A 24282-nucleotide genomic window follows, 5' to 3' on the forward strand; every position below is an offset into this window, starting at 1 on the left:
CTTGGAACTTCAAACACTGACAAGTCGCCCCGTGGGTTCATGGGGCGGATACATTGTAGCTAAAGTGATTTCGAGTTTAAAAGAACAAGGCTTAATTCAAAATGACAAAGCAAACAATGAGCTTGCTAAAGCAATAAAAGAAGTACATAAGTTTAATTCATCGGGAGGGTCAATGACGTGCCTTGCTAGCAATGATGACCAATTTGATACTGAAACTGTTAAAGAGCTCAACGAGTCATACAAACTTTTGCAGAATGGCTCTGAAGTAAAACTAATCGAAGACAAACCTGTAGGAGAATAATTCTCCACAAGAAACAAATGTTCTTTAATAACAAGCCCTCCTACAGAGGGCTTTTGTTTTCCAACCGAGTCAAACGCTCATCCATCTTTTCCATCATGAGGCGCATCCACTTAACATCGGTTTTGAGTGTAATGCCTACACCCACCCCGCTAGACAAGGCACTAACAACGGCAACTATTATTGTTTGATACTCTGCCATTTACTTAAACTCATTACGTAGGGTTTTCCATAGGCCAAATACTATTGGAGCACTTGCGCCAATAATACCCCCGAATTGAACACCGTCTGCCGATACGCTAGCGGTGATAAGTTCAGGGTGACCAACTACCAAAGCAGCTCCCGCGCCAAGTAACGCTAAACCCTTTTTAGTGGATGGTTGAGCTAGGGAGCTTTTCTAGTAAGTCTTCCAAATCCGCGTGTTGGGAGTTCGAATCTCTCCACCCCTGCCATCTTCAAAGTGCATTTTTATGCATGAAAAAAGGCCACTCAATGAGTGGCCTTTTTGCTATCTGCGATTTATTTTATCGACGTTTTCTTCGCTTCTTTGTGATGCTTTTTGCTTTCACAACACGCCCACCTTTGGCGAAGCGATACCCCTTCTTTAACGTGCCGTTTCTTTTTACCCCTGCTTTAGCCACTATTCTTACCTTCTAAAATTGTTTCAATGATGGTTAAGCGCTTATCTTGCTTCCAGAGCACAACGAGTAACGCTATCCAGGTCGGCGATAAGCCCATGCTGTTCAGTGAGACGAGTAACTCCATTACTTACCCCTGAATTTAAATGAAAAGAACTCCAGTAAGTAACGCACCATAGAGCGAAACCCAAACGTGTCGATGACCACCGCACCCACTATGTACCAATAGTACTCGGGCACAAATTCCAACGCTTTGAACCCTTCTTGAACATACTCCGCATAGTCTGGGATAAACGACAAGATCAGAGGAACAAACACCACCAAGAGAATGAACTCATCTTTAAGGCCGCGATCTTTGAGGCTCACCCTATCTAAATCGGCGGCCTGTTCATCTCCAGACTGTAAACGCTTCACTTGAGCTTGGTGACGCTCTTGCTCGATCTCATCTTGTCGCTTGAGGGCATTCGCTTTATTGAGGCCGTGCTGCTTATAGGCATCAATGCCGCCAGTGATGAGGTTGGCGATGGCGCCTATCATGCGTAAACCCGTTTATCGAGTTCCACATGAGGCCCATCTTTAAAGCTGACCCAATCCCCACCCCAGACAATAGGCACATTCAGCTCTTTTGCCGCTTGTTTAAACGCCCAACTCACTTGTTCGTAATAACTAAAGCCCCACGTGACTTTGCTGTTTTCGTCATACACCACAAAATCAATCGCATGGCCTGACTGGTGCCGGCTTTTTTTACTGTAGCCATCGAGTTGGCTAGCGCCTTTTTTGAAGAGCGCATTTTGCTCTTCGGCCGTTCGCTTTCCCGAGGTAATGCCAAAATCAAACGGGGTTAACTCAATCGCCCTGCGAACCACGCGTTTGAGATCGCCATGAACCCCTATCATGCGAGACTCGCTTCTTGCTGATAACGCAAACTGACTGAGTGCTTTATCGACGGTTTTTTTGTTCATGAAATACACTCCTAGTAAAGTGAAGAGCACAACGAGCGCACTCAACTTTTTAATGGTCATTATTCGAAATCCGGTAACTGGGTCACGAGTAAGGCTCTGGCTGTCTCACGCTTGGAGAGAACCTCTTGGGGGACGTCCGCACCGTTTTCTACTTGGCGTACTAAGTAAAAATCGGTCGCATCAAGGTAATGTTTAGCCTTTGCGCGCCTTTCAGATTGTTCTTTATTTTGTTGAGCCTCTAGTGACAGGACAAAAGCCTCACCAGTCCATCGGTAGAGTTCGGGATTAACGGCGACGTCTTGCGTCAGTTGGACATCTAAACGGATTAATTGAGTTGACGCTTGAGGCGCGTTGATCGTGACAATTCGCCCCTGCGTATCGACCTGTATCATCGCTCTAACTCCTTAAAGGTCGTTCGAGACACAATGCACACTTGAATATCAATATAATTGCAAGTAAATATGATTTTTTTCGCGTTGCTCGGTGTCAAAATAGGAATGAAATAACATCGCCTTGCAAAGCCAGCCACAAAGGGAACTACCATTGCCCTATGGCTATTAGCTATCATCTCGTCATGATCATCAAAGCATTGAGACCAAAAGACGACTTGATCTAAGTTCCTTGAATTTTCTCTATCCAACCAACCCACTCGTACTTCCAGTAGCTCTACATCATCTGACAGAGAAAACTCTACTTGTCGGTTTGTGGCATCTGAAACTTGAGCATACTGGTTGCTTAATACTAATGACTGAAAACCACCGTTTCCCGTCTTATCACCACGACTGCCAATAGGATTGTGAAGTTCAAACATTAGATAAACTCCCCAATACGAACACCATTCCCAGCAACGCCTTCCAATGTAATGGCTTCATTGCTTTTGATAAGTACATGACCACCGGCGACAACCTCAATAAACCCTTGAACCAAAACAGAGCGATCATTATCTTGATAGGTTTGAATGAAGAGTCCTTTCCGCTCTTCATTTCCCGCAATGCTTTGTTCATCTCCCGTTAAATCCAGATAGCCCGTATCGACCTTTTGCAAGGTGTAAAGCTCAGCAAGCTTCTTCACAGTTAGCGTGTCATTTTGAATGCGTGTCTTCACTTCTGCTTGAACGGCACTGACAGTGATGGGGGTTAAAATTTCGCTAATCGCGACGGAATTATTAATGTCGATTTTTTGCGATGTGGTGCTGATGGGAATGTCCGCCACTTGATATTCAACCGTGACCGGTTCCGCCTGATGGTTAAAAAGTTCAAGCTCATCAAAACGAGTGATATCCACCGTATCACCCCGCCCGATTTCTGTAGGACGTAACGCGTCTCCGCGAAGCATGAGGGAATGGCTGGCTTCACGAATGATGAGGTATTTGCCCGCCTGACCTGCATTAAATTGAATGCTTTCGCCTGGGCTTAGGGTTTGGAGTTGTTTCATTTATTACGCTCCGCCACTAAATAGGCCATGGTGATTAACGTGCCAAGAATGCCGACCATAAGAGACACGTTCTTCAACAGCTCATTATTGCTTTCGTTCTCACCCGTTTGCTCTCTTGCTTTGGACGCGTTCGCCATGGCAATCGCGGCTTTGGTGGTTTCCGTTTGTTGACCCGCCATGGATTTAATCGAATCTATCGCGTGCTCACTCAGGTTCGTGTTTGCGCCTATCGCGTACTCACTAAGATCAGCGTTAGTTCCTAACGCACTCTCACCAAAACTCAATGCCTCTTCGAGGGCACTTTCACCAAAATTAAACGACGTATCTACGGTCTCTGACGCCAAATCTAAGGCATTATTACCAAAGTGAAACGCTTCTTCCGCGGTCTTACCCGCCACCGCCATGGCGCCGTGGTCCGTCATGCTTAAATTAATGTCAGAGTTTTCTATCCCTGACAGAGCAAAGCCATTGTTATCACCACCTATGCCCTGACTGTTGCTTTTGTTGGTGGTCGTGGTGATGGTTTTCGCATTGCTCTTCGATTTACTCCGTCCACCCATGTCATCAAACCTTATTTGTAATACGTGCTCATTCTTGTGGGTCTCAATCTCTCGCACAGGCAATTGCAATTTACGTTGAATGTAGCGATAAGCGCCGCGCTGATTAAAGTGGGCGCGAATCGAATCAAACCCATTCGCCACTCCGTGATTGAGGGCACTGAGCGTCCCCATGGCCATGTCACCCGCTAAAGCGACCACAACCAGCTCCTTAGCGCCGGTGGGGGATTGCTCACCGCGCAGCAACATAAACGTGTCTTCGACTCGATAGAGGGACTCTCGCCCCGCTTTCACTTCAATTTCAGCCTTCTTTAGGTAGTCACCAAGCGCTTGACTTAACCTCGGCTTGGCGTTTCCCCACGTTTCAGGAATTAAGTTACTTTCGAGTGAAAACATACAGCGCAAGAAGCGCGACGAGCGCTATTCCCCACCACGGTATGCCGTTATGACTGCCAAAGTTCATTGCGCCGGCCGTAAAGCCGCTGTTGTTGGTGGTGTTGGAGGTGTTCCCTGACTCTGCAGGTCCTGAAGACCCGCCCGTCAAACCACCGCCTCCCGTTAAAGAAGTCAATGAGCCTAGCATGAGCGAAATACTCCCGATTTATAGGCAAGGTAGAGCAAAGCCATCACCGCAGTCGCAGTTAAGGTTTTTTTGAGCCCCTGACTCACTCCAACCCCGAGTGCCGTTCCCAGCCCCAGACCGCCCAAACCGATGAAAAGTAATGGCATGCGCTAATCCTTGAAGAGAACAATGAGAAGAACCACCACCAAGAGCGCCGCTATCCCACCGCCCACATAAAGCAGGGTGTTATCTTTCACCACGGCAGAGCCACCTTGTGGCGTCGTCACGGCATTGCCGTTATTGTCGACCGCCGGGGTATTTGGCTGCTGCGTGGTGTTGGGATTGGACGAATTGGCGTTGTGACCAAATAACCAATCGGCATTTTCGCCCACGCTATCGAGCGCCCCCTCACCAAACTCCAACAGGTCATCAAAAAAGCTCATGCGCGCTCCTTAGTATTTACCTGTGAGCATTTCAGGGCGAACCACTTTCACCGATTCAACCAAAATAGGGATTGAGCCGGCGACGTCATTCGTGGTCACTGAAAATTTCAAATTAGAGCTGTGTTGTGTTGGGAAGAGCTCATCAATAGAAAAACCACGCACAATCGGATCAAAGTGAAAGTAACCCGCTTGCGGGGTACGTTCGTTTCGTTTGGCGTTCGCTTCATTGATGAATTTGTTGGCTTCGTACTCTTTCACAAAGTCACGTTCCACCTCGAGCTTAGTGATCCCCGCGTACATAAAGTGCGCACGACGCAAGCTGATTAACGGACTTGAGACTAAGCTCGTAAATTCGTTTACCCCTTCTGCGTTCGCTGGCATGGTTTCACGCTTTATCATTGGAACCAAGATTCGGGCAGGTTGCGCATTGGTGACCCAAGCATGAACCTGAATAGACAGGGGATCGCCGCCGGCTTTCGCCTTGAACTGAACATCCAAATGGATGTTATCGCCCGCTTCTGTCACCAGTCCTGTGTAACGAACCCCATTTTTAGTGCGAGCGGTAATATCACTGAATGGGATCACGTAATGGCCGGTGGTATGAGCACGTTGCTTGTAACGCTCTAACATGAGGATCTCACTGCCCGTTAAGACATAGATTTCTTCTGCGTTCAGCGTAATAGACAAGCGTTCAATCTCGGCGGCCTCGGCATTCGTCTCTAACACTAACTCATGGTAAGTCGGCCCAACAGGAATAGGCAGCGTGCCTTTTTGTCCCCAAGCGGCCCCGACCATGGAATTCAGTTTGATTGGTTTTACTGACATGTTTGTCTCTCCTTAAAACCAGCCACGTTTGCCGTTGATGAGTTGTTTGACTGCTTCTAACGTTGAGACGTTATTAATGATGGCAATCATCAGTAAGGTCAGGACAACAGCAATCAAGATGTTTTTATGCTGAGCTTTCATACACTCCCCTGTCTCTCGACGTTGGATCTTGAATAATCAAATGAAGTGTTTATCAAAGAGGAAAAAGGTTGAAAAAGAAAGGAAGCGTTACCTATAGGTTAGATGGGTAACCTATAGGTTAAAAAGGGCGGTTACCGGTAGTTCAAATTGAGTGTTGAGCCGGATTGACAGTTCAACGCCTTATGCTCAATATTACCAATACCATCACGGATCAAGAGGTATTCCGCGATCGGTTTTCCGATACGTTGCTTGTTGACCTTAGCGGATTTCAACGTCGCAATAGTATTCACATCCAACCCGCGTTTATCCGCGATCCATTGAGCATCACTCAGAGAATTAACTGCGCCCACCCACCAAACACTGGATTGCTCGGTCACGGTTTTCGGTACCTCTTGACCTCGTTGAAATATGGAGTGCACCACAAGGCCATACTGACGCCCGCCACGCAACAGCTCACCCGCACGACCTCGAAGTTTGCCAGAGGTTTCTACGCAGGAGGCTAACTCTTCAATCACCGTATAGAGCCGGCTAGCGCGGCCGTTCCCTACCGACCACACCACCGACGCGAAAAATTCCAACTCTCCACCGGTTGCCCCATTGGCTGGAATGTACGCCAACTTAAACGAGCCGCCACGACGACGCGCCATCACCAGCGATTTCACAAAGATTAAGCGTGATGAGGTGCCGTGGCACATTTGTCCTTGAAACTTATTTCCCGCGTAGTTGGTGTAGGGGTCAAAAAAGACCGCTTGTGCGGTTTTCGGGATTAACCCCAAATGCTTAACCGCTGAGGTTTTTCCCCCTCCCGTTCCCGCCACATAAAGGGTGTGCTCGGCATCAAAGGACGGGTTAGCATTAACGGGATTCGGTAGGGCTAGGGTTTTGGGTTTGTTCACTTTCGGTCTCCTTGGCTTGCATCAAGGCAGCCATTTGTTGTTTGGACGCGTAGATCAAGCCCAAAACTGCAAGCAGCAGCGTCGCCTCTTCGATGTAGTCCCCAAACACTCCCATCAAGGTTGAGCCATGTTTGGCAAAGACCGGCTGCGCAGCATCGATAACGGCTTGTTTCCCTTTACCGTCGAATTCAAACTCAACCCCTGAAATCATGGACGTGGCTTGTTCGGTCAAAGCGAACACAATATCCAGTAATCCCGCCATGGCTTCGGTTTTATCTTCGGTTACCGTTTCGGTTGAGCCGGTTAGGCTAACTGGTTCGCTTTCGGTTTGCTCTTGCTGTTCAAGCTGATCAATGACCGCGCCAAAATCCCCCCAATCATCCACCGCCGCTGACTCATTCAACAAGACTTCATTCGTTTGCTCCATGCTCACCCCCTTGCGTTGGTTCGGTTGGGGCTTTCGGTTTAGGTAGCAGTTGAGAAAATGCCCAGATGAGGAAGATAACCGACACCAACGCTGCTACGACTCGTTTAAAGGAAAACTTGCCTTGGTTTTTTTCTGTTTCTTCATCGCTGCCCGTTTCGGTTACCGCTCGGTTGGAAACCGCGTCTTTACTGGTTTCTTGTGTTTCTTCCGGTTCGGTTAACCCCTCGGTTAGTTCGGTTACCTCTGTTCGGTTAGGTTCGGTTATCAAAACCGGATCAACCACCGACAGTTTATCGGTGACTGTCGGTTGAAGTTCGGTTGAGTCAGCGACAAGATTCGCTTTAATGAACTTGGTCACTTCATGGCTATGTGAGCTGTTACCGCACTTTGGGCAACGGTAATACATCAACCCAATGTTGCGGCTGTTTTTAGGCGGCTCCCCTGTAGCAATCAGTTTCCCTTCACCCACTTGATGAGCGCTGGCGACCGACTGACAAACCGGGCAAGAGAGATACCCACGGATTGGGTTTTTATGTTCAGCCATGATCCACCTCTGCACTTTCCATCTCATCAAGCTGCTGCTTTTGAACCTCTACCACTGCACGGTATTTCAGGCGAGCCACCCCATTGAGCTTGTCGAGGTGTTCAAGCTGCTCAAACAAGTTAACGGGAAGGCCTAACGCCTCCAGTGAAAGGTTGCCACTCATCAACATTCCCATGGCTTTTTTCATGAGTGCGCCGGTGTCCATTTCTTTAAAACGGTCAATTTCCACTTTTAGGCTGGCGGTCAGCTTATCAGCCGCATCGAGGGCGGATAAATCTCGTTGACACTCCTCAAGCGATAGTCTTTTCATTGTCTTCCCCTGTCTCTCGACGTTGGTATTGGATAAAAGGCCCCTGATTCACATCGTTGGCGTGGGTTAAGTCACTCCCAGTCTTCCATTTATCAGGCTGAGAGTAGTGTGCTTATCAATGGGGATTTTCGCCCCCATCGACAGCGGTTTAAGCAAGCATTGAACCCCTTTTACGCTCCATCCGGTCACGTCCATTAAGGCTTTTTCGAGCGGGGATATCTCCATTTCCGGAGGTGGGTTACACTTATTTTCAGTGCTCCAAGGTAAAGCGCTCCGCGCTTCTTGCACTTGCTTCAGATCCGATTTTTTAACCAATCGAAAGTGCTCGCTGCATGTCTCAATAAGTTTTCCGAACCAACGAAAACCAACCACACGTTTGGTCTTCTCACCATACTTATTAAACTGCTCTTCATAAGCTAATTTGGCTTTGTTACCTAATTCACAAAAACCCTTCCATCTAGAGTTATCAGCGTGAGCACGAAGTGAATCAAGTTCTTCATCGAATGCGGTATCTAATGGTTTAGCTCTTCGGAGTTGACGCCAAAGCCCCACTGCAGGAGAGCCCGATTGAGAAAATTGCTTAATTCTATGAATTGATGCCCATGCACGAGCCGATAAAGCATTTTCATCCGCTTCTTTCTCTGGCATATGAGCACCATTAATGTTTTTGGAAATGTATTTAATGATGTAGCCCGTTGCCGTCCCTTTCGATGGATCACATTGCTTAGCCAAGAAACGTTTTTCCTGAAGTTCCTTTGTTTTAAGCTCTTCATTATCTTCCTCTATAGCGATCTGACGGCATATGTCCACTAGTTGCTCAAGCTGCTGTTTAGGACAATACAAAAACAAATGCGCGTGAGGAGTCCCATCTTTATGTGGTTCCGCCACCCGAAGACCAAACCAATCAACTTGATGTTTTTTGAAAAGAGCTCTCGCTCTTTTCCACTGAGCCATCAAATTTATATGGGCTTCTTTCGGTGTACACCCAATCCAATGCTTTGAGCTTCGGTGATACTTTCCCGGTAAAGTCCAAGTAATAAACACCCCTTCATAACCTAAATCGATGGCTCTTTCTTCGTCACCTCTAGAGCGTACCACCAGCTCAATACGACGATTTTCATGATTCGCCGTCGTTCGTTTCACCACTTCACTCAAATCAAAAACGGTGTCGGTCTCTTCACTGACGACAACCATCGACTGAACATAATTTTCGGCTTCTATCTGCTTGCGGCGCCACATTTCAAATGAACGACTCGATACGTAACTTCTTTGCGCTTTATCGCCCCCAACCCGCTCAAGTGCTATTTGAGCGAACTCAATATATTGATTCCGTAGATAAATGAGCTTGCGCACTAAATATCGAACATCCAAACAACGACGAATTGCACTTTCGTATTCACGCTCACAATCCTCAAGCGGCATCTGTTCGGTAATATATAACTTCGGAGGCTCAAGGTGGATTTCCTTCATCTGGGTTTCAATCGCTTGATAAGCCATATCTAAAGCAGACAAGTAGCTTTCCTTTAACTCTACTTGGCGGATGTCATAGTGGAACACTTCGGTCAGGTTTAACGCCAAACGTTCCAACGCTTCGTCATTGGTCAGCGTAAAGTGATCAAGTTGAATGTACGGTCGCAGCTCTGAGCACACGACTGGTTTGGGTTTGGCCTCTTTACGTGCATCTGCAAAGGGAAACTTATCTTCAATAATGGGTGAAAGTTTTAGGGCATGACTGAACACATCAACAGCAAAGAGTTCGAGATTTCTTCTATCAGGATTCTTACGCTTTTTACGCTTGATAAGTTGATGTTCAATATCCTCCTGAACAACACGGGGGAGCAGCTTAAAAAAATGATGACCAATTGACGTCTCTAGAGAAAAACGAGTCGCTTCATCACGACTGGCCTGCTCTTTGAGCTGCTCCTCTACATTAAGATTTGTGTCTTGCATAGCTCGATACTCGCTTACTTATCAATTTAGCTTGTTGCTCAATCAACTCGCGTTGACGCGGCGACTTTGCATGACGATATTGATAGCGCTTAATTATCAATTTCAGCTCATCGAATCGAATCTCTGTTGGTGTTTGCATATCTACACCTCCAGACTTTCAAGTAATTCAATTGCTTCTTCAAATTGGCCTAAAACAACAGAGAGATAACTATCCTCCTCGGAGTCAATAGATGGGTTCAACTGGCTTTCAATTAATCGATGTAACAACTTAGCTTCACTGGAATGAGTAAAATCAATGTTGATAGAATGCATAGGGGTTTCCATAATTCCTCCTCATCCATTCACTGATTGCCAATCGGTTTTTGCTAGCTCATATCGTTTCTCGATATACATAGCTAGATCTTCCACCCTGATCAGCGTTGGACTCCGTTCAGAGTCGCGTAGTTTGAAAGTAGGAACAGGAAAGTCACACGCCTTAGCTTTCTGCTCTGCGGTTTTCGGCGTAATCCCAAAAAACTCCTGACTTACGGCCTTTAATTCAACTGTCGGACTCTCAAAACGAGCCAACAATGCGAAGTGCATATTCATCTGGTCACCTGTGATACTCTGGTTTATTCAAGACTATCTAGAGCAATTGAGTAGCTCTAAAATCGCTCACTTATAAATGAGCAACCAATGAGCTCAATAGGCAACTAAAGCGCTCATATTTAATTTATATAAGCACCTTATTGACTCTAAAGGGAGGGAGCATGGCCATAATTGATGATAAATTATTAGAATTAAAAAAGATGACCGGCACGATTCGGAATATCGATTTGGCAGAAATCTTAGGTGTTTCAACGTCTACCATTCAGAACTGGCGTGCTCGCGGAAAAATACCGAAACACATAATGGCTAAAGCTGAAGAAATCTCCTTGCACGGTTGCCTTACTCCGACTAGTAGAGGGTATGTTTCAGTAAAACTCTATGAAGTCGAAGCGAGTGCCGGTTCAGGCTCACTTGTCGAAAACGAAGACCCCTCCACCGCTCTCCTATTCAGTGAAAAATACCTAAGGAAAGATCTGGGTTACAAACCTGAAAACATTTTCCTGTTGTCAGTTAGGGGTGACAGTATGGCGCCAACGCTCAAGAACCAGAGCATTGTAATGGTCAATAAAATAGATGATTTTGCTTCAGATGGGGTTTATGTATTTCGGTTTGAAGGTGCACTGTTGGTTAAGCGGCTACAATTCTTACCGGAACGAATCGAAGTAGTAAGCGATAACCCAACTTATAAAACTTGGGAGATCATCAAGAAAGATTTAGAGCACAAAGACTTTCAAATCATTGGAGAGGTGGTTTGGTCAGGGCAAAGGATGTAAAAAGAGGACTATCACTAGTCCTCTAATTTGCAATATTTTTGATAGAAGTTAAGAACTTTTCCTGTGACATCTTCACTAATGTCAAAGCCATCAAGAATTCTCTTAAAGGTACCGTCACCGCAAGGTTCATGTACGTTAAAAGTACCATCATCGATGTTCCTTTTGACGGTATCAGCACCAAAAATATCTGCTTTTCGGTAGTAGACATAGCTTGGATGAGCTATGAACGGATGATCACCAACATCAAGTACACAAGTCTCATCATGTTCTAGCCCCTCTTGTATTGAGGATATGTTCACAACTAAAATACTCTCTTTAGCTGTTTTAGGGTAGAACACGGGGTCGGAACACACAAAATGTAGGTGCTTAACACCCCCCGATGGTATGAGAATTGTCCCTTTTTTAGCAATATCGTCCATTCTATCTCAGCGAAGCCCTTATTGAGTCTAAAGCTTGTTCTTCCCTATATTTTTCTATCAGCTTTTCTACTTGATCTTCATTTTTACCAAGAGCTCGAAAAATAGTTTCGGGTTTTATCGGATACGAACTTCCTTGAGGGTCTTCCCATTCAGCACATTGTTTATGCGTATAGGCGACAAGGTCAAAAGGTTTCATATGACCGTAAGATTCAAACACACTATCCATGATTTTACAATCTGAACGACTGAGTTCATCCAAATCATCTACATCTAAGTTATCTATCAAAGACACTTCATGATTTGCTTCATCTTTTATCGTAGATTGCCATGGACTATCATCTTCAGGCGCATGCGCTTGAATTAGATTATATGTTTGAGACAAAACAGGCCCATAAGGCATAGAAACGAATCTATCCCCACTCATTGACGTTCCCCACTTATCAAAAGCTTTTCGTTCTGCTAAATAAAGCAATTTGATCAGTTTGATGTATGGCAAACGGCGATCATTTCTAAGAAGAAAATAAGCAGCCATTTGCGTAACTTTTTCTTCAGAAAACATATATCACCTTAAACTTGAGTAGATTAAGAAAAACGGGTTGCAATTTCGCCACCCCTTAATTTGGGAGGCGAGGATTCTATCAGATGGGTAAGAATCATACAAATACTATACTTATACAAACTATAGTATATGTCGACTAATTTCGAGAATATTTGAGAACGACTACATTAAGAGTACCCCTATGGTACCCCTCGAACTAGCCCAGCCCTTGCTAAGGCTGCTTAATCAATCCAATCGAGCATGGGTGCAACGGATAAGCGGTTAGCCGCGTATTTACTGGTATTGTCAGGTTTCATAAAGCGTTACTCAAAATCTATACACTGCATATATATACAGAAACTCGCTAGTTCTGCCGCAAGCTCACCCACTCAGTACGCCTATAGTACGTATTGATGAAGTGAAACGAAGGCATCTAGCATTAAAAAAGAACACTTCAAAGCGGTGAATCACGCTTCACAGTGGACATTGTAGTCAAAAATAATTGGGCGATTATACACAGGGAATCGAAAACATTCAGGAACAAAGACGAACTTATTTTCCCGTACAACTCGCACAGTGTTAGTGCAGGCTTTCAGCGAGTGAGAAATGAATTAGGTATTGAGGACTTGAGGTATCACGACTTAAGAAGAGAGGGTGCAAGTCGGTTGTTTGACAAGGGCTACTCTATTGAAGAAGTAGCCCAAGTCACAAGACATAGAAATTTGAATATCCTCTGACAAGTTTATACACAATTATTTCCCGCACAAATTACATAGAAAAAATAGGATTACTCAGGCCTCAAAGGATTAAAAAAATTAGTTACTTAGGTGTATTCTCGACAAAAAACAAGGTTGTATATTTCACCCAAAGATCAAGGGGTTTTTTTATGATCGCGCGAAAATAAAGCATCATTAAAAGACGCTTTTTATACAATCAAGTGGCATATATCACCATCAGTTAGTAGTCACTTACAGTTTTTTTAGATCCACTACTTATCCACAAGCACCCCCATTTCTTTACCTTGAAAAATATCAGTTGTAGCTCTATCTTGTAATCCGAAATACGGGAAAGCACACGATATAGTGTTTTTGTTATTCACAATATACAGAAGGGAGTTATACAGGAGGTGTTGTTTATTTAACCAGAAACGAAGAACCCCACCAAAAGGCAGGGTTCGAATTCAAAGCCAAGTCTAGAGTAACGCCAATCACTCGAAAAGTGGCCACTAGATATCTAAATCTCAATATCTGACACCGAGACTATAGATCGTGGATACAGGCTTGGCAATCAAATTAACACAACCATATAGGTGTGATTATGTTGCCCAAAAGCGTCCAAGCTTTGCTACGTAAGGTCTTCAACACTGGCTTTACTATTTTCAAATTAAGACCTGACTTTTTTGTCAAAGGTCTAATTTACTTTGTCAATACAGTCGCAGACTTGATTAAAGAATAACTTAAAGAGACAGTCGCAAGGCTGTCTCTTTTACCCGTTACAATTTTCAAGCCTTATAATACGCTCATCCATCTTTTCCATCATTAAGTGCAGCCACTTAACATCGGTTTTAAGTGTAATGCCTTCCCCACCCCGCTAGACAAGGCACTAACAACGGCAACAATTATTGTTTGATACTCTGCCATTTACTTAAACTCATTGCGTAGGGTTTCCTATAGGCCAAATACTATTGGAGTACTTGCGCCAATAATGCCACCGAATTGAACACCGTCTGCCGATACGCTAGTGGCGATAAGTTCTTGATGATCAGAGATCAAAACCGCTCCTGCGCCAGATAACACTTAACCCTTTTTAGTCGATGACAGGCCAATGTCGATTGAGAACTTTCGCCCAATAAGCACATTGTTGCACTTGATATTTTCAAACTCATTCACCAGATCTCTAATTCAGCTTGATTAATCAGTTATGCCTTGAGTCACACTGTCGTTTTGAGTTACCTTGTCTTATTCAAAGTCGTAGGTCACAATACGCTCTGTACCTGACTTTAATAAAATCAATGTCTCCTCAAACAAGGTTACCTAGCAATAGGGGCTGAATGGGGATGTTTGATTGAACGGTGAAAAATTTGGACCACACATTAATAGAGCAAGTTGAAGGGATATGCGTATCGCGAGGTGTTAGGCTAACACCCCAAAGAAAGCGAGTGTTTGAGCTTATCCTATCTAATAAAAAAGCCTCCAGTGCTTATGAATTATTAGAGCAATTGAAAGTCAGTGAACCGCAAGCCAAGCCTCCTACAGTTTATCGCGCTTTGGATTTTTTGTTAGAGCAAGGGTTCATTCACCGAGTTGAGTCAACGAATAGCTTTATATGCTGCTGCTCTTGCAATGCCAACACGCATTTTTCTCAATTACTGATCTGCGATAAATGTGGCACTGTGATAGAATTACAAGACGATGCGCTTGTCGCCCTACTCGCGAGTAACGCCGAGCAGCATGGATTCAAGTTGACCAACCATGTCATTGAATCACATGGCATTTGCCAAACTTGCTCCTCCGAAATGAAAGAATAAGATTATAGAAGAACATTATGCGCGCTGAATTTGTAAACCCGTTTTTAGCTTCTTTGATGAACGTACTAAAAACGATGGCATCTCTAGAATTAAAGCCTCAGAAACCAAGAGTGAAGAAAGATGAAATCGCTCGTGGTGATGTGTCCGGCCTAATTGGTATGGTTGGTACACAGTCTCGTGGCTCAATGTCGATCACCTTTGATGAAGGGCTTGCTCTAGAAATCATGGAAAACATGCTAGGTGAACGACCAAACGGTTTGAACGAAGAAGTGACCGACATGGTGGGTGAAATCACTAACATGGTAACCGGTGGCGCAAAGCGTATTCTTGCAGAAAGCGGCTTTGACTTCGATATGGCAACGCCAATCGTGGTTTCAGGTAAAGGCCATACTATTCGTCACAAATGTGAAGGCGCAATCATCATCATGCCTTTCTCATCTCAGTGGGGTAATGCTTTCATCGAGATCTGTTTCGAATAGAGACAATCGAGTAAATAAAAAGCGAAAGGCTGACGTACATACGTCAGCCTTTTTTATTGCCGTAAAATCAACGGACATAAAAAACGCCAACCGAAAGGTTGCCGTTTACAGTTATTACTTGGTGTTACTTAAACAGTCTTAAGCTTTCAGCGCTTTAAATGCGTTGATTAGACCGTTAGTAGAGCTGTCGTGAGACGTTACTTGTGCATCGTCTGCAAGCTCTGGAAGAATTTGGTTTGCTAGTTGCTTACCAAGTTCTACGCCCCATTGGTCGAAGCTGAAGATGTTCCAGATAACGCCTTGAACGAAGATCTTGTGCTCGTACATCGCGATTAGGTTACCTAAAGAGCGAGGGTTGATTTGCTTAACAAGAATAGAGTTCGTTGGGCGGTTACCTTCAAATACTTTGAAAGGTACTAGCTCAGCAACTTCTTCAGCTGTTTTGCCAGCCGCTAGGAATTCAGCTTCTACTGTCTCTTTTGTCTTACCGAAAGCTAGCGCTTCAGTTTGAGCAAAGAAGTTAGACATTAGCTTCTGGTGGTGATCAGATGCTGGGTTGTGGCTGATAGCCGGAGCAATGAAGTCTGATGGGATCAGCTTAGTGCCTTGGTGAATCAGTTGGTAGAACGCGTGCTGACCGTTTGTACCAGGTTCACCCCAGATGATAGGGCCTGTTTGGTACTCTACTGGGTTACCTTCACGGTCAACGAATTTACCGTTAGATTCCATGTTACCTTGCTGGAAGTAAGCAGCAAAACGGTGCATGTATTGATCGTAAGGTAGAATTGCTTCTGACTCAGCGCCGTGGAAGTTGTTGTACCAAACACCAATTAACGCAAGGATCACTGGAATGTTGCTTTCAAATTCCGTTGAAGCAAAGTGGTTATCCATCTCGTGTGCACCATCGAGTAGCTCAGCGAAGTTATCGAAGCCGATAGATAGTGAGATAGAAAGACCGATCGCTGACCATAGTGAGTAACGACCGCCTACCCAATCCCAGAATTCGAACATGTTGTCAGTATCAATACCAAACTCAGCAACTGAAGCCGCGTTTGTTGATAGTGCTGCGAAGTGCTTAGCAACGTGTGCTGAGTCACCCGCTTCAGCCAAGAACCAATCACGCGCAGAGTGTGCGTTCGTCATTGTTTCTTGAGTGGTAAATGTCTTAGATGCCACTAAGAACAGTGTTGTTTCTGGGTTAAGAGGCTTAAGTGTCTCAACGATGTGAGTGCCGTCTACGTTAGAAACAAAGTGCATGTTTAGGCGAGTTTTGTATGGCGTAAGTGCTTCAGTTACCATGTATGGACCAAGGTCTGAACCGCCGATACCGATGTTGACGACATCAGTGATCTCTTTACCTGTGTAACCTTTCCACTCACCAGAAACGATACGGTGTGTGAACAGTTCCATTTTTGCTAGTACTGCGTTCACTGCTGGCATTACGTCTTTGCCATCAACCATTACTGGCTTGTCGCTACGGTTACGTAACGCAGTGTGAAGAACTGAACGACCTTCAGTCTTGTTGATTGCATCACCGCCGAACATTGCTTCGATTGCAGACTTAACTTCAGTCTCGTTCGCAAGAGCAAATAGGTGCTGCATCGTTTCAGCGTCGATAAGGTTCTTAGAGTAATCCACTAAGATGTCTGAACCGAAACGAGTAGAAAAGCTCTCGAAACGCTTTGCATCTTGAGCAAATAGCTCTTTCATATCCATATCTTGAGCAGACTCAAAATGTGCAGTTAGAGCTTTCCACGCTTGTGTTTGCGTTGGGTTGATATTTTTCAACATGGTATCTATCCCGATGTTACTGTAGGTTTTATTCTAGACGTCACCAAAGTGATGAATAGAACCCCCGATTAGGCGAAAGTTTATATTTTTCTATGATGACCAAATCGCATCACCACTGAAAGATTCTTTGTAATTTTTTTTCACGACGTATTATGCCGCATATGAAGAGCGGTACCTTGAGATAAATCAGAATTAGATTTCCTGATAGAAGAATCGGTACTGACTCTAGCGCTCACATCATTAAATGTGAGCGAAACCTGATAAATTCAAGTTCAAAAGATAGCGTTAAACCACTTTTTTTCCAAAGACATTATAGAGGATGGCGTATGTGGATTCAGAAGACGATACACCTACACGCACAAAAACGTGGATTTCATCTCATCACTGATGAAATTGAACAACAGATATCCGATATCCATTCACTGTCTGTTGGTTTATTACATCTATTCATTCAGCATACTTCTGCTAGCCTTACGCTAAATGAGAACGCAGACCCGACCGTCCGCACCGATATGGAATCACACTTTAATAAGTTTGTGCCCGAACGAGCCCCCTACTACAAGCACACCTACGAAGGTGATGATGATATGCCCGCTCACATTAAAGCATCGACACTTGGCACCAGTGTGACAATTCCGATTACCAATGGTCGTCTAGCATTAGGGACATGGCAGGGCATTTACTTAGGTGAACACCGAGATTGTGGCGGAAGTCGTACCGTTATTGCGACCATTCAAGGTGAGTAACGTTAAGTCATCAACAGTGAAATACCGCTTAACAAACATAATGGTAGAAAACAAAAAAGGGTGACACAGTTATGTGTCACCCTTTAAAAATATAAGAGAGTCGGGTTGGTAAAATCAGAATTAGAATTAGAAAGGCTGGTTTATCATAACCCTAAAGGTCCCTTCATCACCGCCTCGCGCTAATTCAGCACGTACAACAATGCCTTCGACCTGGAAACGAACTGCGCCGCCTAGGCTCCATTTCATGTCTGTGTGCAGTGTTTTGATATCGTACTCATCAGCAACACGCCCGACTTCAGCAAACGCCACCCACTGCCACCAAGGCAAATCGTAGTAGTTAATCAGTGGGATATCGCCCAGTGGTTGCCAATCAGGAAGCACTCGATATTCCGCAGAGTAGTGAATAGCAGAACGACCGTGGTAACGGCCTCCGCTATAACCTCTTAAGCGATATAAGCCACCGAGTCGAGCCTGCTCTGTTTCCGGTGGACGAGCACAATCTTGCCCTGAACAGTTGCCCCACGTAGGTGTATCAGCGGTATAGACATCAAATGCCACGACTTGTTGGTCGAACAAGTTCCCCAAAGGACCCAATGCAAAATACTGACTGTTTTGGAATGTCCACTTCAGCCATAAGTCATCGTTAGACCAACTTTCAGCGCCGGTAGTAAACTCAAGATTGGTATGAGACCCCTTGGTTGGGTTGCGTGTGCTATCACGGTTATCCCAATCAAACGCCAAACTAAAACCTGTCGCTTGCTCGCTATTGTTTAAGCCTTCTAGCTCACGAGCCGTATAGAAAGGCGTAAAGACAATCGAACTGACACCCGACTCTAATGGGGAAGCAAAACTCACATCTTTGATGGGTTGGAAAGCCCCTAGCAAGCCATGCTCTGCAACATTGCCCCAAGGCAGCAGATACTTAAACTCAACCTGATAGTTTTCTTCTAAGCCGTCGGCAATGGTTTTATCATCAATGGATGAATCATTATCGCCTTGAGAGCCAATGTAATACGGGTTTTCGTTAAAGCGAGCTTGGTACATCTGAGTACTGAACAATACGTTCTCAGACAGTGCGAAGTTAAAGGCTGATAAGAAACCAACGTAGCTGTCTTTATCTGAATAAAGCGCCATGCCAAACAGAGCGGCTTGAGGTTGCCAAACCCCCTTTGCGACACCAGCAACCCCGAAGGTATTACCCATGGTTTCAGTACTAAAATAGAAAGGAACAAAGGCTGAATCTTTTTCTTCACTCGCAGCGGGAGAAGACAAGCTGACACCGAGTAATGCCATTGCAGACATTAACCAGTATCGAGTCGTTCGTATGAACATCATTTACTTATAGGATCCATAGTTACTTCACATTTAGTTACTTCACATTAGCTACTTCACGTACTCCATCGCAACACGCGAAGTCAGCTTAGTGACCAGCTCGTAAGCGATAGTGCCGATATGTTCTGCGACTTCTTCTGAAGGTAAATCTTTACCCCATAATGTTGCTTCATCACCGACTTTATCTGCCGCATCAGGGCCAAGATCAACCGTTAGCATGTCCATTGATACACGTCCTGCGATCGGTACTTTTCGGCCGTTAACGAATACTGGAGTGCCGTTAGGAGCAGTGCGAGGATAACCATCACCATAACCTATCGCGATCACACCAACCTTGGTATCTCGCTCACTGGTCCAGTTACCGCCATAACCCACACTTTCACCCGCTTTAACATCACGAACCGCTATCAAGTGCGAGGTCAAAGTCATTACAGGATAAAAGCCAAGATCTTGCGCTGATTTATCAACAAAAGGAGAAACACCGTAAGAGATAATTCCCGGTCGAACCCAATCAAGATGGCTGTCTGGCCAAGCTAATAGACCCGCTGAAGCAGCAAGTGAACGCTCACCTTCACAACCGTCGGTGAGCGATAAGAAAAGCTCGGTCTGTTCAACGGTGGTTGCTCTATCAAGTTCATCAGCACAACCGAAGTGGCTCATGTAGCGCAGAGGTTTAGCAACATTCGCACATTGATGTAAGCGCTCAACAAAGTTTTGGTATTGCTCAGGACGAGCACCTAGGCGATGCATACCACTGTCGACTTTTAGCCAAACCACAACAGGTGTTTCCAACTCTGCATTCTCTAGCGCGCTTAATTGCTCTTCACAGTGCACCACAGTTTGGATGTTATTGGTCACCAAGATTGGCAAATCACCCGAAGAATAAAACCCTTCTAGCAACAAAATAGGTTTAACAATGCCACCAGCACGAAGCTGTAATGCTTCTTCAATACGCGCCACACCAAAAGCATCAGAGCTTTTTGAATGCTTGGCAATATGCAGTAAGCCATGTCCGTAGCCATTGGCTTTCACAACAGACATTACCTTGCAATGAGGAGCCTTCGACTTTATCTGGTTCAGGTTATGTTCAAGCGCGTTTAAGTCAATACTCGCCGTCGCTGCTTTCATGTAAGTCATTAGTGATTACTCATCATCAAATGCAGGACCTGCATAGTTATCAAATCGGGAGTGTTGACCTTGGAACGTAAGACGAACCGAACCGATCGGACCGTTACGTTGCTTACCAAGGATGATTTCAGCGATGCCTTTCAATGAACTATCTGGGTTATAAACCTCATCACGATAGATAAACATGATTAAGTCGGCATCTTGCTCGATCGAACCTGATTCACGCAAATCCGAGTTAACTGGGCGCTTATCAGCACGTTGCTCTAGGGAACGGTTAAGCTGAGAAAGTGCCACAACTGGTACGTTGAGCTCTTTTGCTAGTGCTTTCAATGAGCGAGAAATCTCGGCGATCTCTAGAGTACGGTTATCAGATAACGAAGGTACACGCATTAATTGAAGGTAATCTATCATGATCATAGAAATACCATCATGCTCACGAGCAATTCGTCGAGCTCGAGAACGTACTTCTGTTGGTGTTAGACCCGAGCTGTCATCGATATACATATTCTTCTTATCCATCAGAATACCCATACTCGACGAGATACGAGCCCAATCTTCATCGTCTAACTGACCGGTACGAATCTTGGTTTGGTCTACGCGAGAAAGTGATGCAAGCATACGCATCATCAGCTGTTCAGCAGGCATCTCTAGCGAGAAGATTAACACTGGCTTGTCTTGCTTCATCGCTGCGTTTTCACATAGGTTCATCGCAAACGTGGTTTTACCCATCGATGGACGCGCAGCAACAATGATTAAGTCAGAACCCTGAAGGCCTGCTGTCTTCTTATTGAGGTCGTTGAAACCCGTATCGACACCTGTCACACCATCTTGTGGCGATTTATATAAGATTTCGATACGTTCTAGCGTCTTCTCTAGAATGCTATCAACGTTTTGTGGACCTTCATTTTCACTTGCTCGGCCTTCGGCAATCGCGAAAACTTTACTCTCAGCAAGATCAACAAGTTCTTCCGATGTACGACCTTGCGGGTCATAACCAGAATCCGCAATTTCATTTGCTACACCAATCAGGCTACGCACCAATGCACGTTGTGCCACGATATCTGCATAGGCATTGATGTTTGCCGCACTTGGCGTATTTTTCGCTAGGTCAGCAAGGTAAGCAAAGCCACCCACTTCTTCAAGTTGCTCACGCAGCTCTAAATGTTCAGAGAGTGTAATAAGATCCAGAGGAGAGCTTTCTTCAAGGATATCCTTTACCGCTTCAAAGATCAGACGGTGAGGACGGCTATAAAAGTCTTTGGCCACAACCTTTTCGGCCACCGTATCCCAGCGTTCGTTATCCAATAACAAACCGCCAATAACAGATTGCTCAGCTTCTAATGAATGTGGCGGGACCTTGATGGCGTCCACCTGATCGTTGGCTGATTTCTGACTTTTGGTATCCACTATGACTACACTCAATAACTAATAATGATCGTTCATTATACCCAAGAACATCCGTTTGTAATCCGATCCTATGAGTTTGTTTTATTCTTCAGCAAGAATTTACCTATTGCTGACGGAATTAACCAAAGGTAGCATTACGATCCTTCCATTCATTCACTGTATAACTGAGGTATGCGTGTCCAAATTATTGGCTCTGAGCACTGGTCTTCTAAGCATCGGTCTCCTGAGCACTCCGTCGGCCTTAGCGGATGATGCTAAAGCCTCTGTTGATGCAATCCTCGACTCGATAGTGGTAGCAGAACCTGCTGCTGAGCCGATCGTCGTTGCACCGACACCTGAAGAAAAAGATATGGATATCGCACCGAGTGATTCAGAACTGCCGAACCCACTGAATACTGAAGTCGAATTTGGATATCAGTCGCATACTGGTAATTCTGATTCTCGATCGCTGAATGCACGCCTGAACGGTGAGTACACGGCTGGCCGTCATAGAACCAGTGGCGAATGGAAATATTACAATCTCTACAAAGATGGCGAAGAAGATAAAAGGCAATCGACATATTCTGCTCAGAGTGACTACAAGTTAAGTCCGAAAACCTACCTCTATGGCAGCTTTAAAGGGGTCGATTCACGATACAGTGCTTATTTTAAGGACTACACCGTTTCTAGCGGTCTAGGTTATCAGTTTTCGAATACAGAAGAGTTTGTGTTGGAGGTCGAAGTGGGGCCGGGTTTTCGTTACCAAGAGCCTAATCTCGATGAATTAGACGACGATGACATCATCTTCCCAGAGATCGTTGAAGAAGCGATTTTCCGTGGCAATGTAAATACATCATGGCAGGTATTGAAAAATTTGAAGCTCAAAGCCGATGTGACGTTGGTGTCTGGCCACAGCAACCTAAAATTTGATACTGAATTAGAAGCCATCAACGATATTACCGACAATATCGCACTAAAAATTGCTCACTCTCGACAGTACCACGACAAGGTACCGGAAGGGTTGAACAAAGAAGATTCCGTACTGTCTGTAAATCTACTTTTTCAATTCTAAATTTGAGAGCGGGTATAACGGTGTATCGATAAAGAACACCCTCGTTTTTACTATGTAAGGCCCCTCCTCTCTAGTGCTTTCTATCCCTGCAATCGTCACTGTTCCAAAAAGCTTAAAACTCATATTGCAGACATAAAAAAACACCAGCCGAAGCTGGTGTTTAAAACTTTCAAAAGAAAGAATTCGTCTTGGTACTGAAATTACTCAGCTGCAACGATAGCGATTTTCGCAGTAGCAAAAACTTCAGAGTGAAGTTGGATGCTTACTTCGAATTCGCCGATGTTACGTAGAGCGCCTTCAGGTAGGCGTACTTCGCTCTTAGCTACTGCAACACCTGCCGCTGTAATAGCGTCAGCGATGTCACGAGTACCGATAGAACCGAATAGTTTACCTTCGTCACCAGCTTTAGAAGCGATTGTAACGCCTTCTAGAGTGTTAACGCTCTCAGCGCGAGCTTCTGAAGCAGCTAGTTGCTCAGCAACTTTAGCTTCTAGTTCTGCACGACGAGTTTCGAACATAGCAACGTTGTCTTTAGTTGCCATAACTGCTTTACCCTGTGGGATAAGGAAGTTACGAGCGTAACCAGATTTAACGTTTACTTGGTCGCCAAGGCCACCTAGGTTACCGATCTTATCAAGTAGAATAACTTGCATTATCTTAGTCCTCTTAAACTATTATTAACTATTACCGATTACTGATGCTTGTCAGTGTACGGTAGTAGTGCTAGGTAACGAGAACGCTTGATAGCGCGAGCTAGCTGACGTTGGTATTTAGCACTTGTACCAGTGATACGGCTAGGTACAATTTTACCAGCTTCAGTGATGTAGTTTTTTAGAGTTGCTACGTCTTTGTAGTCAATCTCTTGTACGCCTTCTGCAGTAAAACGGCAGAATTTACGACGACGGAAGAAACGAGCCATGGGCTATCTCCTGATCTAAATTTAATAATGCGGTACTCACACGAACTTATAAATAAGTCTAAGCAAATGCTTGTAGTGAGAATACCTAAACGAGTTGAATAAAATTTAATGACCTAAAAGGCCAAAAAAGAATTACTCAGCAGCAGCTTCTGGCTTAGCTTCTTCTTCACGACGTGGTGCACGTTCTTCACGGTCATCACGACGAGGAGCACGCTCTGCACGCTCTTCTTTTTGCTTAAGCATGATAGATTGCTCAGTCACAGCGCCTTTAGTGCGCATGATCATGTTACGTAGAACTGCATCGTTAAAACGGAAAGCAGTTTCTAGCTCGTCCATCACTTCTTGGCCAGCTTCAACGTTCATAAGAACGTAGTGAGCTTTGTGAAGTTTGTTGATTGGGTAAGCCATTTGACGGCGGCCCCAGTCTTCTAGACGGTGGATAGTACCACCAGCTTCAGTGATTGAACCAGTGTAACGCTCGATCATGCCAGCAACTTGCTCGCTTTGATCAGGGTGAACCATGAATACGATTTCATAATGACGCATTTGGTTGCTCCTTACGGATTATTAGCTTCCACGAAAGGCTCGGTCGTCCAA

At 44.9% G+C, this 24282-nt stretch carries 36 protein-coding genes; 7 read left to right on the plus strand and 29 right to left on the minus strand.

Annotated elements, in window-relative coordinates; genetic code table 11:
* A partial coding sequence (locus tag ACED60_RS21435) for a hypothetical protein (RefSeq protein WP_371728437.1) occupies positions 1-301 on the plus strand: 301 nt, incomplete at its 5' end.
* Positions 302-500: 199 nt separating this feature from the next.
* Here the strand turns inward: ACED60_RS21435 and ACED60_RS21440 are convergent.
* From ACED60_RS21440 to ACED60_RS21535, 20 genes are all read right to left on the minus strand, one after another.
* Entirely contained in the window at positions 501-632 is a 132-nt protein-coding gene (locus ACED60_RS21440; RefSeq protein WP_371728438.1) for a hypothetical protein, read from the minus strand.
* Positions 633-931: 299 nt separating this feature from the next.
* Positions 932-1063, minus strand: a complete 132-nt coding sequence (locus tag ACED60_RS21445; protein ID WP_017083720.1) for a hypothetical protein — start codon at positions 1061-1063, stop codon at positions 932-934.
* A complete protein-coding gene (locus ACED60_RS21450) occupies positions 1063-1473 on the minus strand; it encodes a hypothetical protein (protein ID WP_017083721.1) in 411 nt (136 codons plus the stop codon). The genes ACED60_RS21445 and ACED60_RS21450 overlap by 1 nt, the downstream gene beginning before the upstream one ends.
* A complete protein-coding gene (locus ACED60_RS21455) occupies positions 1470-1898 on the minus strand; it encodes a M15 family metallopeptidase (RefSeq protein ID WP_017100572.1) in 429 nt (142 codons plus the stop codon). The genes ACED60_RS21450 and ACED60_RS21455 overlap by 4 nt, the downstream gene beginning before the upstream one ends.
* A 59-nt stretch (positions 1899-1957) precedes the next feature.
* A complete protein-coding gene (locus ACED60_RS21460; protein WP_048615170.1) occupies positions 1958-2290 on the minus strand; it encodes a hypothetical protein in 333 nt (110 codons plus the stop codon).
* Positions 2287-2709: a hypothetical protein gene (locus ACED60_RS21465; protein ID WP_102421467.1), complete on the minus strand. Its 423-nt coding sequence runs from the start codon at positions 2707-2709 to the stop codon at positions 2287-2289. Before ACED60_RS21465 ends, ACED60_RS21460 begins: the two co-directional genes overlap by 4 nt.
* Positions 2709-3332, minus strand: a complete 624-nt coding sequence (locus ACED60_RS21470; RefSeq protein WP_102492605.1) for a hypothetical protein — start codon at positions 3330-3332, stop codon at positions 2709-2711. The genes ACED60_RS21465 and ACED60_RS21470 overlap by 1 nt, the downstream gene beginning before the upstream one ends.
* The gene (locus tag ACED60_RS21475; protein WP_371715295.1) at positions 3329-4285 is read right to left on the minus strand and encodes a hypothetical protein; all 957 of its coding nucleotides are present in this window, start codon (positions 4283-4285) and stop codon (positions 3329-3331) included. Before ACED60_RS21475 ends, ACED60_RS21470 begins: the two co-directional genes overlap by 4 nt.
* Positions 4266-4472 (minus strand): hypothetical protein, encoded by a 207-nt coding sequence (locus tag ACED60_RS21480; protein WP_017083727.1) that lies wholly within the window; start codon positions 4470-4472, stop codon positions 4266-4268. The genes ACED60_RS21475 and ACED60_RS21480 overlap by 20 nt, the downstream gene beginning before the upstream one ends.
* A gap of 149 nt (positions 4473-4621) precedes the next feature.
* Complete coding sequence (locus ACED60_RS21485; protein ID WP_017083729.1) at positions 4622-4894, minus strand: hypothetical protein; 273 nt, start codon at positions 4892-4894, stop codon at positions 4622-4624.
* Positions 4895-4903: 9 nt separating this feature from the next.
* A complete protein-coding gene (locus ACED60_RS21490) occupies positions 4904-5719 on the minus strand; it encodes a major capsid protein P2 (RefSeq protein WP_371728439.1) in 816 nt (271 codons plus the stop codon).
* 12 nt (positions 5720-5731) lie between these two features.
* Positions 5732-5860: a hypothetical protein gene (locus ACED60_RS21495; protein WP_017081565.1), complete on the minus strand. Its 129-nt coding sequence runs from the start codon at positions 5858-5860 to the stop codon at positions 5732-5734.
* Positions 5861-5991: 131 nt separating this feature from the next.
* Positions 5992-6756 carry a hypothetical protein gene (locus tag ACED60_RS21500; protein ID WP_170968007.1) on the minus strand — a complete coding sequence of 255 codons (765 nt, stop codon included), beginning with the start codon at positions 6754-6756 and terminating at the stop codon, positions 5992-5994.
* Positions 6716-7183, minus strand: a complete 468-nt coding sequence (locus tag ACED60_RS21505; protein WP_048666122.1) for a hypothetical protein — start codon at positions 7181-7183, stop codon at positions 6716-6718. The genes ACED60_RS21500 and ACED60_RS21505 overlap by 41 nt, the downstream gene beginning before the upstream one ends.
* On the minus strand, positions 7167-7727 hold the full coding sequence (locus ACED60_RS21510; RefSeq protein WP_017081719.1) for a hypothetical protein: 561 nt from the start codon (positions 7725-7727) through the stop codon (positions 7167-7169). The genes ACED60_RS21505 and ACED60_RS21510 overlap by 17 nt, the downstream gene beginning before the upstream one ends.
* Positions 7720-8037, minus strand: a complete 318-nt coding sequence (locus tag ACED60_RS21515) for a hypothetical protein (RefSeq protein ID WP_076648863.1) — start codon at positions 8035-8037, stop codon at positions 7720-7722. Before ACED60_RS21515 ends, ACED60_RS21510 begins: the two co-directional genes overlap by 8 nt.
* Before the next feature lie 66 nt (positions 8038-8103).
* A complete protein-coding gene (locus tag ACED60_RS21520; RefSeq protein ID WP_371728440.1) occupies positions 8104-9987 on the minus strand; it encodes a replication endonuclease in 1884 nt (627 codons plus the stop codon).
* A complete protein-coding gene (locus tag ACED60_RS21525) occupies positions 9968-10126 on the minus strand; it encodes a hypothetical protein (protein ID WP_371728441.1) in 159 nt (52 codons plus the stop codon). The genes ACED60_RS21520 and ACED60_RS21525 overlap by 20 nt, the downstream gene beginning before the upstream one ends.
* 2 nt (positions 10127-10128) lie before the next feature.
* Positions 10129-10311 (minus strand): hypothetical protein, encoded by a 183-nt coding sequence (locus ACED60_RS21530; RefSeq protein ID WP_371728442.1) that lies wholly within the window; start codon positions 10309-10311, stop codon positions 10129-10131.
* A 9-nt stretch (positions 10312-10320) separates the two neighbouring features.
* Positions 10321-10575: a pyocin activator PrtN family protein gene (locus ACED60_RS21535; protein WP_057620417.1), complete on the minus strand. Its 255-nt coding sequence runs from the start codon at positions 10573-10575 to the stop codon at positions 10321-10323.
* Positions 10576-10736: 161 nt separating this feature from the next.
* Here ACED60_RS21535 and ACED60_RS21540 point away from each other — a divergent pair, with 161 nt between their 5' ends.
* A complete protein-coding gene (locus ACED60_RS21540; protein WP_371728443.1) occupies positions 10737-11348 on the plus strand; it encodes a S24 family peptidase in 612 nt (203 codons plus the stop codon).
* A gap of 14 nt (positions 11349-11362) precedes the next feature.
* On the opposite strand, the gene ACED60_RS21545 is transcribed toward ACED60_RS21540, so the two are convergent.
* Both ACED60_RS21545 and ACED60_RS21550 read right to left on the minus strand, forming a co-directional pair.
* On the minus strand, positions 11363-11767 hold the full coding sequence (locus ACED60_RS21545) for a hypothetical protein (protein WP_371728444.1): 405 nt from the start codon (positions 11765-11767) through the stop codon (positions 11363-11365).
* Position 11768: 1 nt separating this feature from the next.
* A complete protein-coding gene (locus tag ACED60_RS21550) occupies positions 11769-12326 on the minus strand; it encodes a Panacea domain-containing protein (protein ID WP_057620423.1) in 558 nt (185 codons plus the stop codon).
* 458 nt (positions 12327-12784) lie between these two features.
* Here ACED60_RS21550 and ACED60_RS21555 point away from each other — a divergent pair, with 458 nt between their 5' ends.
* The 3 genes from ACED60_RS21555 to ACED60_RS21565 all read left to right on the plus strand — a co-directional run bounded on the left by ACED60_RS21555 (position 12785) and on the right by ACED60_RS21565 (position 15311).
* Positions 12785-13042 carry a tyrosine-type recombinase/integrase gene (locus ACED60_RS21555; protein WP_371728445.1) on the plus strand — a complete coding sequence of 86 codons (258 nt, stop codon included), beginning with the start codon at positions 12785-12787 and terminating at the stop codon, positions 13040-13042.
* 1334 nt (positions 13043-14376) lie between these two features.
* Positions 14377-14832: a zinc uptake transcriptional repressor Zur gene (gene zur / locus ACED60_RS21560; protein ID WP_012603115.1), complete on the plus strand. Its 456-nt coding sequence runs from the start codon at positions 14377-14379 to the stop codon at positions 14830-14832.
* 17 nt (positions 14833-14849) lie between these two features.
* Entirely contained in the window at positions 14850-15311 is a 462-nt protein-coding gene (locus ACED60_RS21565) for a chemotaxis protein CheX (RefSeq protein WP_009847897.1), read from the plus strand.
* A gap of 138 nt (positions 15312-15449) precedes the next feature.
* Here ACED60_RS21565 and pgi read toward each other — a convergent pair whose 3' ends face one another.
* Complete coding sequence (pgi, locus tag ACED60_RS21570) at positions 15450-17102, minus strand: glucose-6-phosphate isomerase (RefSeq protein ID WP_009847896.1); 1653 nt, start codon at positions 17100-17102, stop codon at positions 15450-15452.
* Positions 17103-17428: 326 nt separating this feature from the next.
* Here pgi and ACED60_RS21575 point away from each other — a divergent pair, with 326 nt between their 5' ends.
* Entirely contained in the window at positions 17429-17848 is a 420-nt protein-coding gene (locus tag ACED60_RS21575) for a secondary thiamine-phosphate synthase enzyme YjbQ (protein WP_009847895.1), read from the plus strand.
* 126 nt (positions 17849-17974) lie between these two features.
* On the opposite strand, the gene ACED60_RS21580 is transcribed toward ACED60_RS21575, so the two are convergent.
* The 3 genes from ACED60_RS21580 to ACED60_RS21590 are packed head-to-tail and all read right to left on the minus strand — an operon-like array spanning position 17975 to position 21715.
* Positions 17975-19180, minus strand: coding sequence for a BamA/TamA family outer membrane protein (locus ACED60_RS21580; protein WP_371728450.1), 1206 nt, complete (start codon positions 19178-19180; stop codon positions 17975-17977).
* A 51-nt stretch (positions 19181-19231) separates the two neighbouring features.
* Positions 19232-20317 (minus strand): alanine racemase, encoded by a 1086-nt coding sequence (alr, locus tag ACED60_RS21585; RefSeq protein WP_371728446.1) that lies wholly within the window; start codon positions 20315-20317, stop codon positions 19232-19234.
* A gap of 6 nt (positions 20318-20323) precedes the next feature.
* A complete protein-coding gene (locus tag ACED60_RS21590; RefSeq protein WP_009847892.1) occupies positions 20324-21715 on the minus strand; it encodes a replicative DNA helicase in 1392 nt (463 codons plus the stop codon).
* A gap of 175 nt (positions 21716-21890) precedes the next feature.
* On the opposite strand from ACED60_RS21590, the gene ACED60_RS21595 reads away from it, so the two are divergent.
* Positions 21891-22766 carry a DUF481 domain-containing protein gene (locus tag ACED60_RS21595; RefSeq protein ID WP_135382974.1) on the plus strand — a complete coding sequence of 292 codons (876 nt, stop codon included), beginning with the start codon at positions 21891-21893 and terminating at the stop codon, positions 22764-22766.
* A 200-nt stretch (positions 22767-22966) separates the two neighbouring features.
* On the opposite strand, the gene rplI is transcribed toward ACED60_RS21595, so the two are convergent.
* The 3 genes from rplI to rpsF form a co-directional block, all read right to left on the minus strand.
* Complete coding sequence (rplI, locus tag ACED60_RS21600; RefSeq protein ID WP_009847890.1) at positions 22967-23419, minus strand: 50S ribosomal protein L9; 453 nt, start codon at positions 23417-23419, stop codon at positions 22967-22969.
* Between the two features lie 38 nt (positions 23420-23457).
* Positions 23458-23685: a 30S ribosomal protein S18 gene (gene rpsR, locus ACED60_RS21605; RefSeq protein WP_000090472.1), complete on the minus strand. Its 228-nt coding sequence runs from the start codon at positions 23683-23685 to the stop codon at positions 23458-23460.
* A 132-nt stretch (positions 23686-23817) separates the two neighbouring features.
* Positions 23818-24231 (minus strand): 30S ribosomal protein S6, encoded by a 414-nt coding sequence (gene rpsF, locus ACED60_RS21610; protein ID WP_004735855.1) that lies wholly within the window; start codon positions 24229-24231, stop codon positions 23818-23820.
* Positions 24232-24282 lie beyond the last annotated feature (51 nt).

The sequence above is a fragment of the Vibrio sp. 1F279 genome, from assembly GCF_041439815.1.
Lineage (GTDB): Bacteria > Pseudomonadota > Gammaproteobacteria > Enterobacterales > Vibrionaceae > Vibrio > Vibrio tasmaniensis_A.

Excerpts from the sequence above, each read along its gene's own strand:
- ACED60_RS21445 (WP_017083720.1), bottom strand. The coding sequence starts at position 1,063 with ATGGAGTTACTCGTCTCACTGAACAGCATGGGCTTATCGCCGACCTGG.
- ACED60_RS21450 (WP_017083721.1), bottom strand. The coding sequence starts at position 1,473 with ATGATAGGCGCCATCGCCAACCTCATCACTGGCGGCATTGATGCCTAT.
- ACED60_RS21455 (WP_017100572.1), bottom strand. The coding sequence starts at position 1,898 with ATGAACAAAAAAACCGTCGATAAAGCACTCAGTCAGTTTGCGTTATCA.
- ACED60_RS21460 (WP_048615170.1), bottom strand. The coding sequence starts at position 2,290 with ATGATACAGGTCGATACGCAGGGGCGAATTGTCACGATCAACGCGCCT.
- ACED60_RS21465 (WP_102421467.1), bottom strand. The coding sequence starts at position 2,709 with ATGTTTGAACTTCACAATCCTATTGGCAGTCGTGGTGATAAGACGGGA.
- ACED60_RS21470 (WP_102492605.1), bottom strand. The coding sequence starts at position 3,332 with ATGAAACAACTCCAAACCCTAAGCCCAGGCGAAAGCATTCAATTTAAT.
- ACED60_RS21475 (WP_371715295.1), bottom strand. The coding sequence starts at position 4,285 with ATGTTTTCACTCGAAAGTAACTTAATTCCTGAAACGTGGGGAAACGCC.
- ACED60_RS21480 (WP_017083727.1), bottom strand. The coding sequence starts at position 4,472 with ATGCTAGGCTCATTGACTTCTTTAACGGGAGGCGGTGGTTTGACGGGC.
- ACED60_RS21485 (WP_017083729.1), bottom strand. The coding sequence starts at position 4,894 with ATGAGCTTTTTTGATGACCTGTTGGAGTTTGGTGAGGGGGCGCTCGAT.
- ACED60_RS21490 (WP_371728439.1), bottom strand. The coding sequence starts at position 5,719 with ATGTCAGTAAAACCAATCAAACTGAATTCCATGGTCGGGGCCGCTTGG.
- ACED60_RS21495 (WP_017081565.1), bottom strand. The coding sequence starts at position 5,860 with ATGAAAGCTCAGCATAAAAACATCTTGATTGCTGTTGTCCTGACCTTA.
- ACED60_RS21505 (WP_048666122.1), bottom strand. The coding sequence starts at position 7,183 with ATGGAGCAAACGAATGAAGTCTTGTTGAATGAGTCAGCGGCGGTGGAT.
- ACED60_RS21510 (WP_017081719.1), bottom strand. The coding sequence starts at position 7,727 with ATGGCTGAACATAAAAACCCAATCCGTGGGTATCTCTCTTGCCCGGTT.
- ACED60_RS21515 (WP_076648863.1), bottom strand. The coding sequence starts at position 8,037 with ATGAAAAGACTATCGCTTGAGGAGTGTCAACGAGATTTATCCGCCCTC.
- ACED60_RS21520 (WP_371728440.1), bottom strand. The coding sequence starts at position 9,987 with ATGCAAGACACAAATCTTAATGTAGAGGAGCAGCTCAAAGAGCAGGCC.
- ACED60_RS21525 (WP_371728441.1), bottom strand. The coding sequence starts at position 10,126 with ATGCAAACACCAACAGAGATTCGATTCGATGAGCTGAAATTGATAATT.
- ACED60_RS21530 (WP_371728442.1), bottom strand. The coding sequence starts at position 10,311 with ATGGAAACCCCTATGCATTCTATCAACATTGATTTTACTCATTCCAGT.
- ACED60_RS21535 (WP_057620417.1), bottom strand. The coding sequence starts at position 10,575 with ATGAATATGCACTTCGCATTGTTGGCTCGTTTTGAGAGTCCGACAGTT.
- ACED60_RS21540 (WP_371728443.1), top strand. The coding sequence starts at position 10,737 with ATGGCCATAATTGATGATAAATTATTAGAATTAAAAAAGATGACCGGC.
- ACED60_RS21545 (WP_371728444.1), bottom strand. The coding sequence starts at position 11,767 with ATGGACGATATTGCTAAAAAAGGGACAATTCTCATACCATCGGGGGGT.
- ACED60_RS21550 (WP_057620423.1), bottom strand. The coding sequence starts at position 12,326 with ATGTTTTCTGAAGAAAAAGTTACGCAAATGGCTGCTTATTTTCTTCTT.
- ACED60_RS21565 (WP_009847897.1), top strand. The coding sequence starts at position 14,850 with ATGCGCGCTGAATTTGTAAACCCGTTTTTAGCTTCTTTGATGAACGTA.
- pgi (WP_009847896.1), bottom strand. The coding sequence starts at position 17,102 with ATGTTGAAAAATATCAACCCAACGCAAACACAAGCGTGGAAAGCTCTA.
- ACED60_RS21575 (WP_009847895.1), top strand. The coding sequence starts at position 17,429 with ATGTGGATTCAGAAGACGATACACCTACACGCACAAAAACGTGGATTT.
- ACED60_RS21580 (WP_371728450.1), bottom strand. The coding sequence starts at position 19,180 with ATGTTCATACGAACGACTCGATACTGGTTAATGTCTGCAATGGCATTA.
- alr (WP_371728446.1), bottom strand. The coding sequence starts at position 20,317 with ATGACTTACATGAAAGCAGCGACGGCGAGTATTGACTTAAACGCGCTT.
- rplI (WP_009847890.1), bottom strand. The coding sequence starts at position 23,419 with ATGCAAGTTATTCTACTTGATAAGATCGGTAACCTAGGTGGCCTTGGC.
- rpsR (WP_000090472.1), bottom strand. The coding sequence starts at position 23,685 with ATGGCTCGTTTCTTCCGTCGTCGTAAATTCTGCCGTTTTACTGCAGAA.
- rpsF (WP_004735855.1), bottom strand. The coding sequence starts at position 24,231 with ATGCGTCATTATGAAATCGTATTCATGGTTCACCCTGATCAAAGCGAG.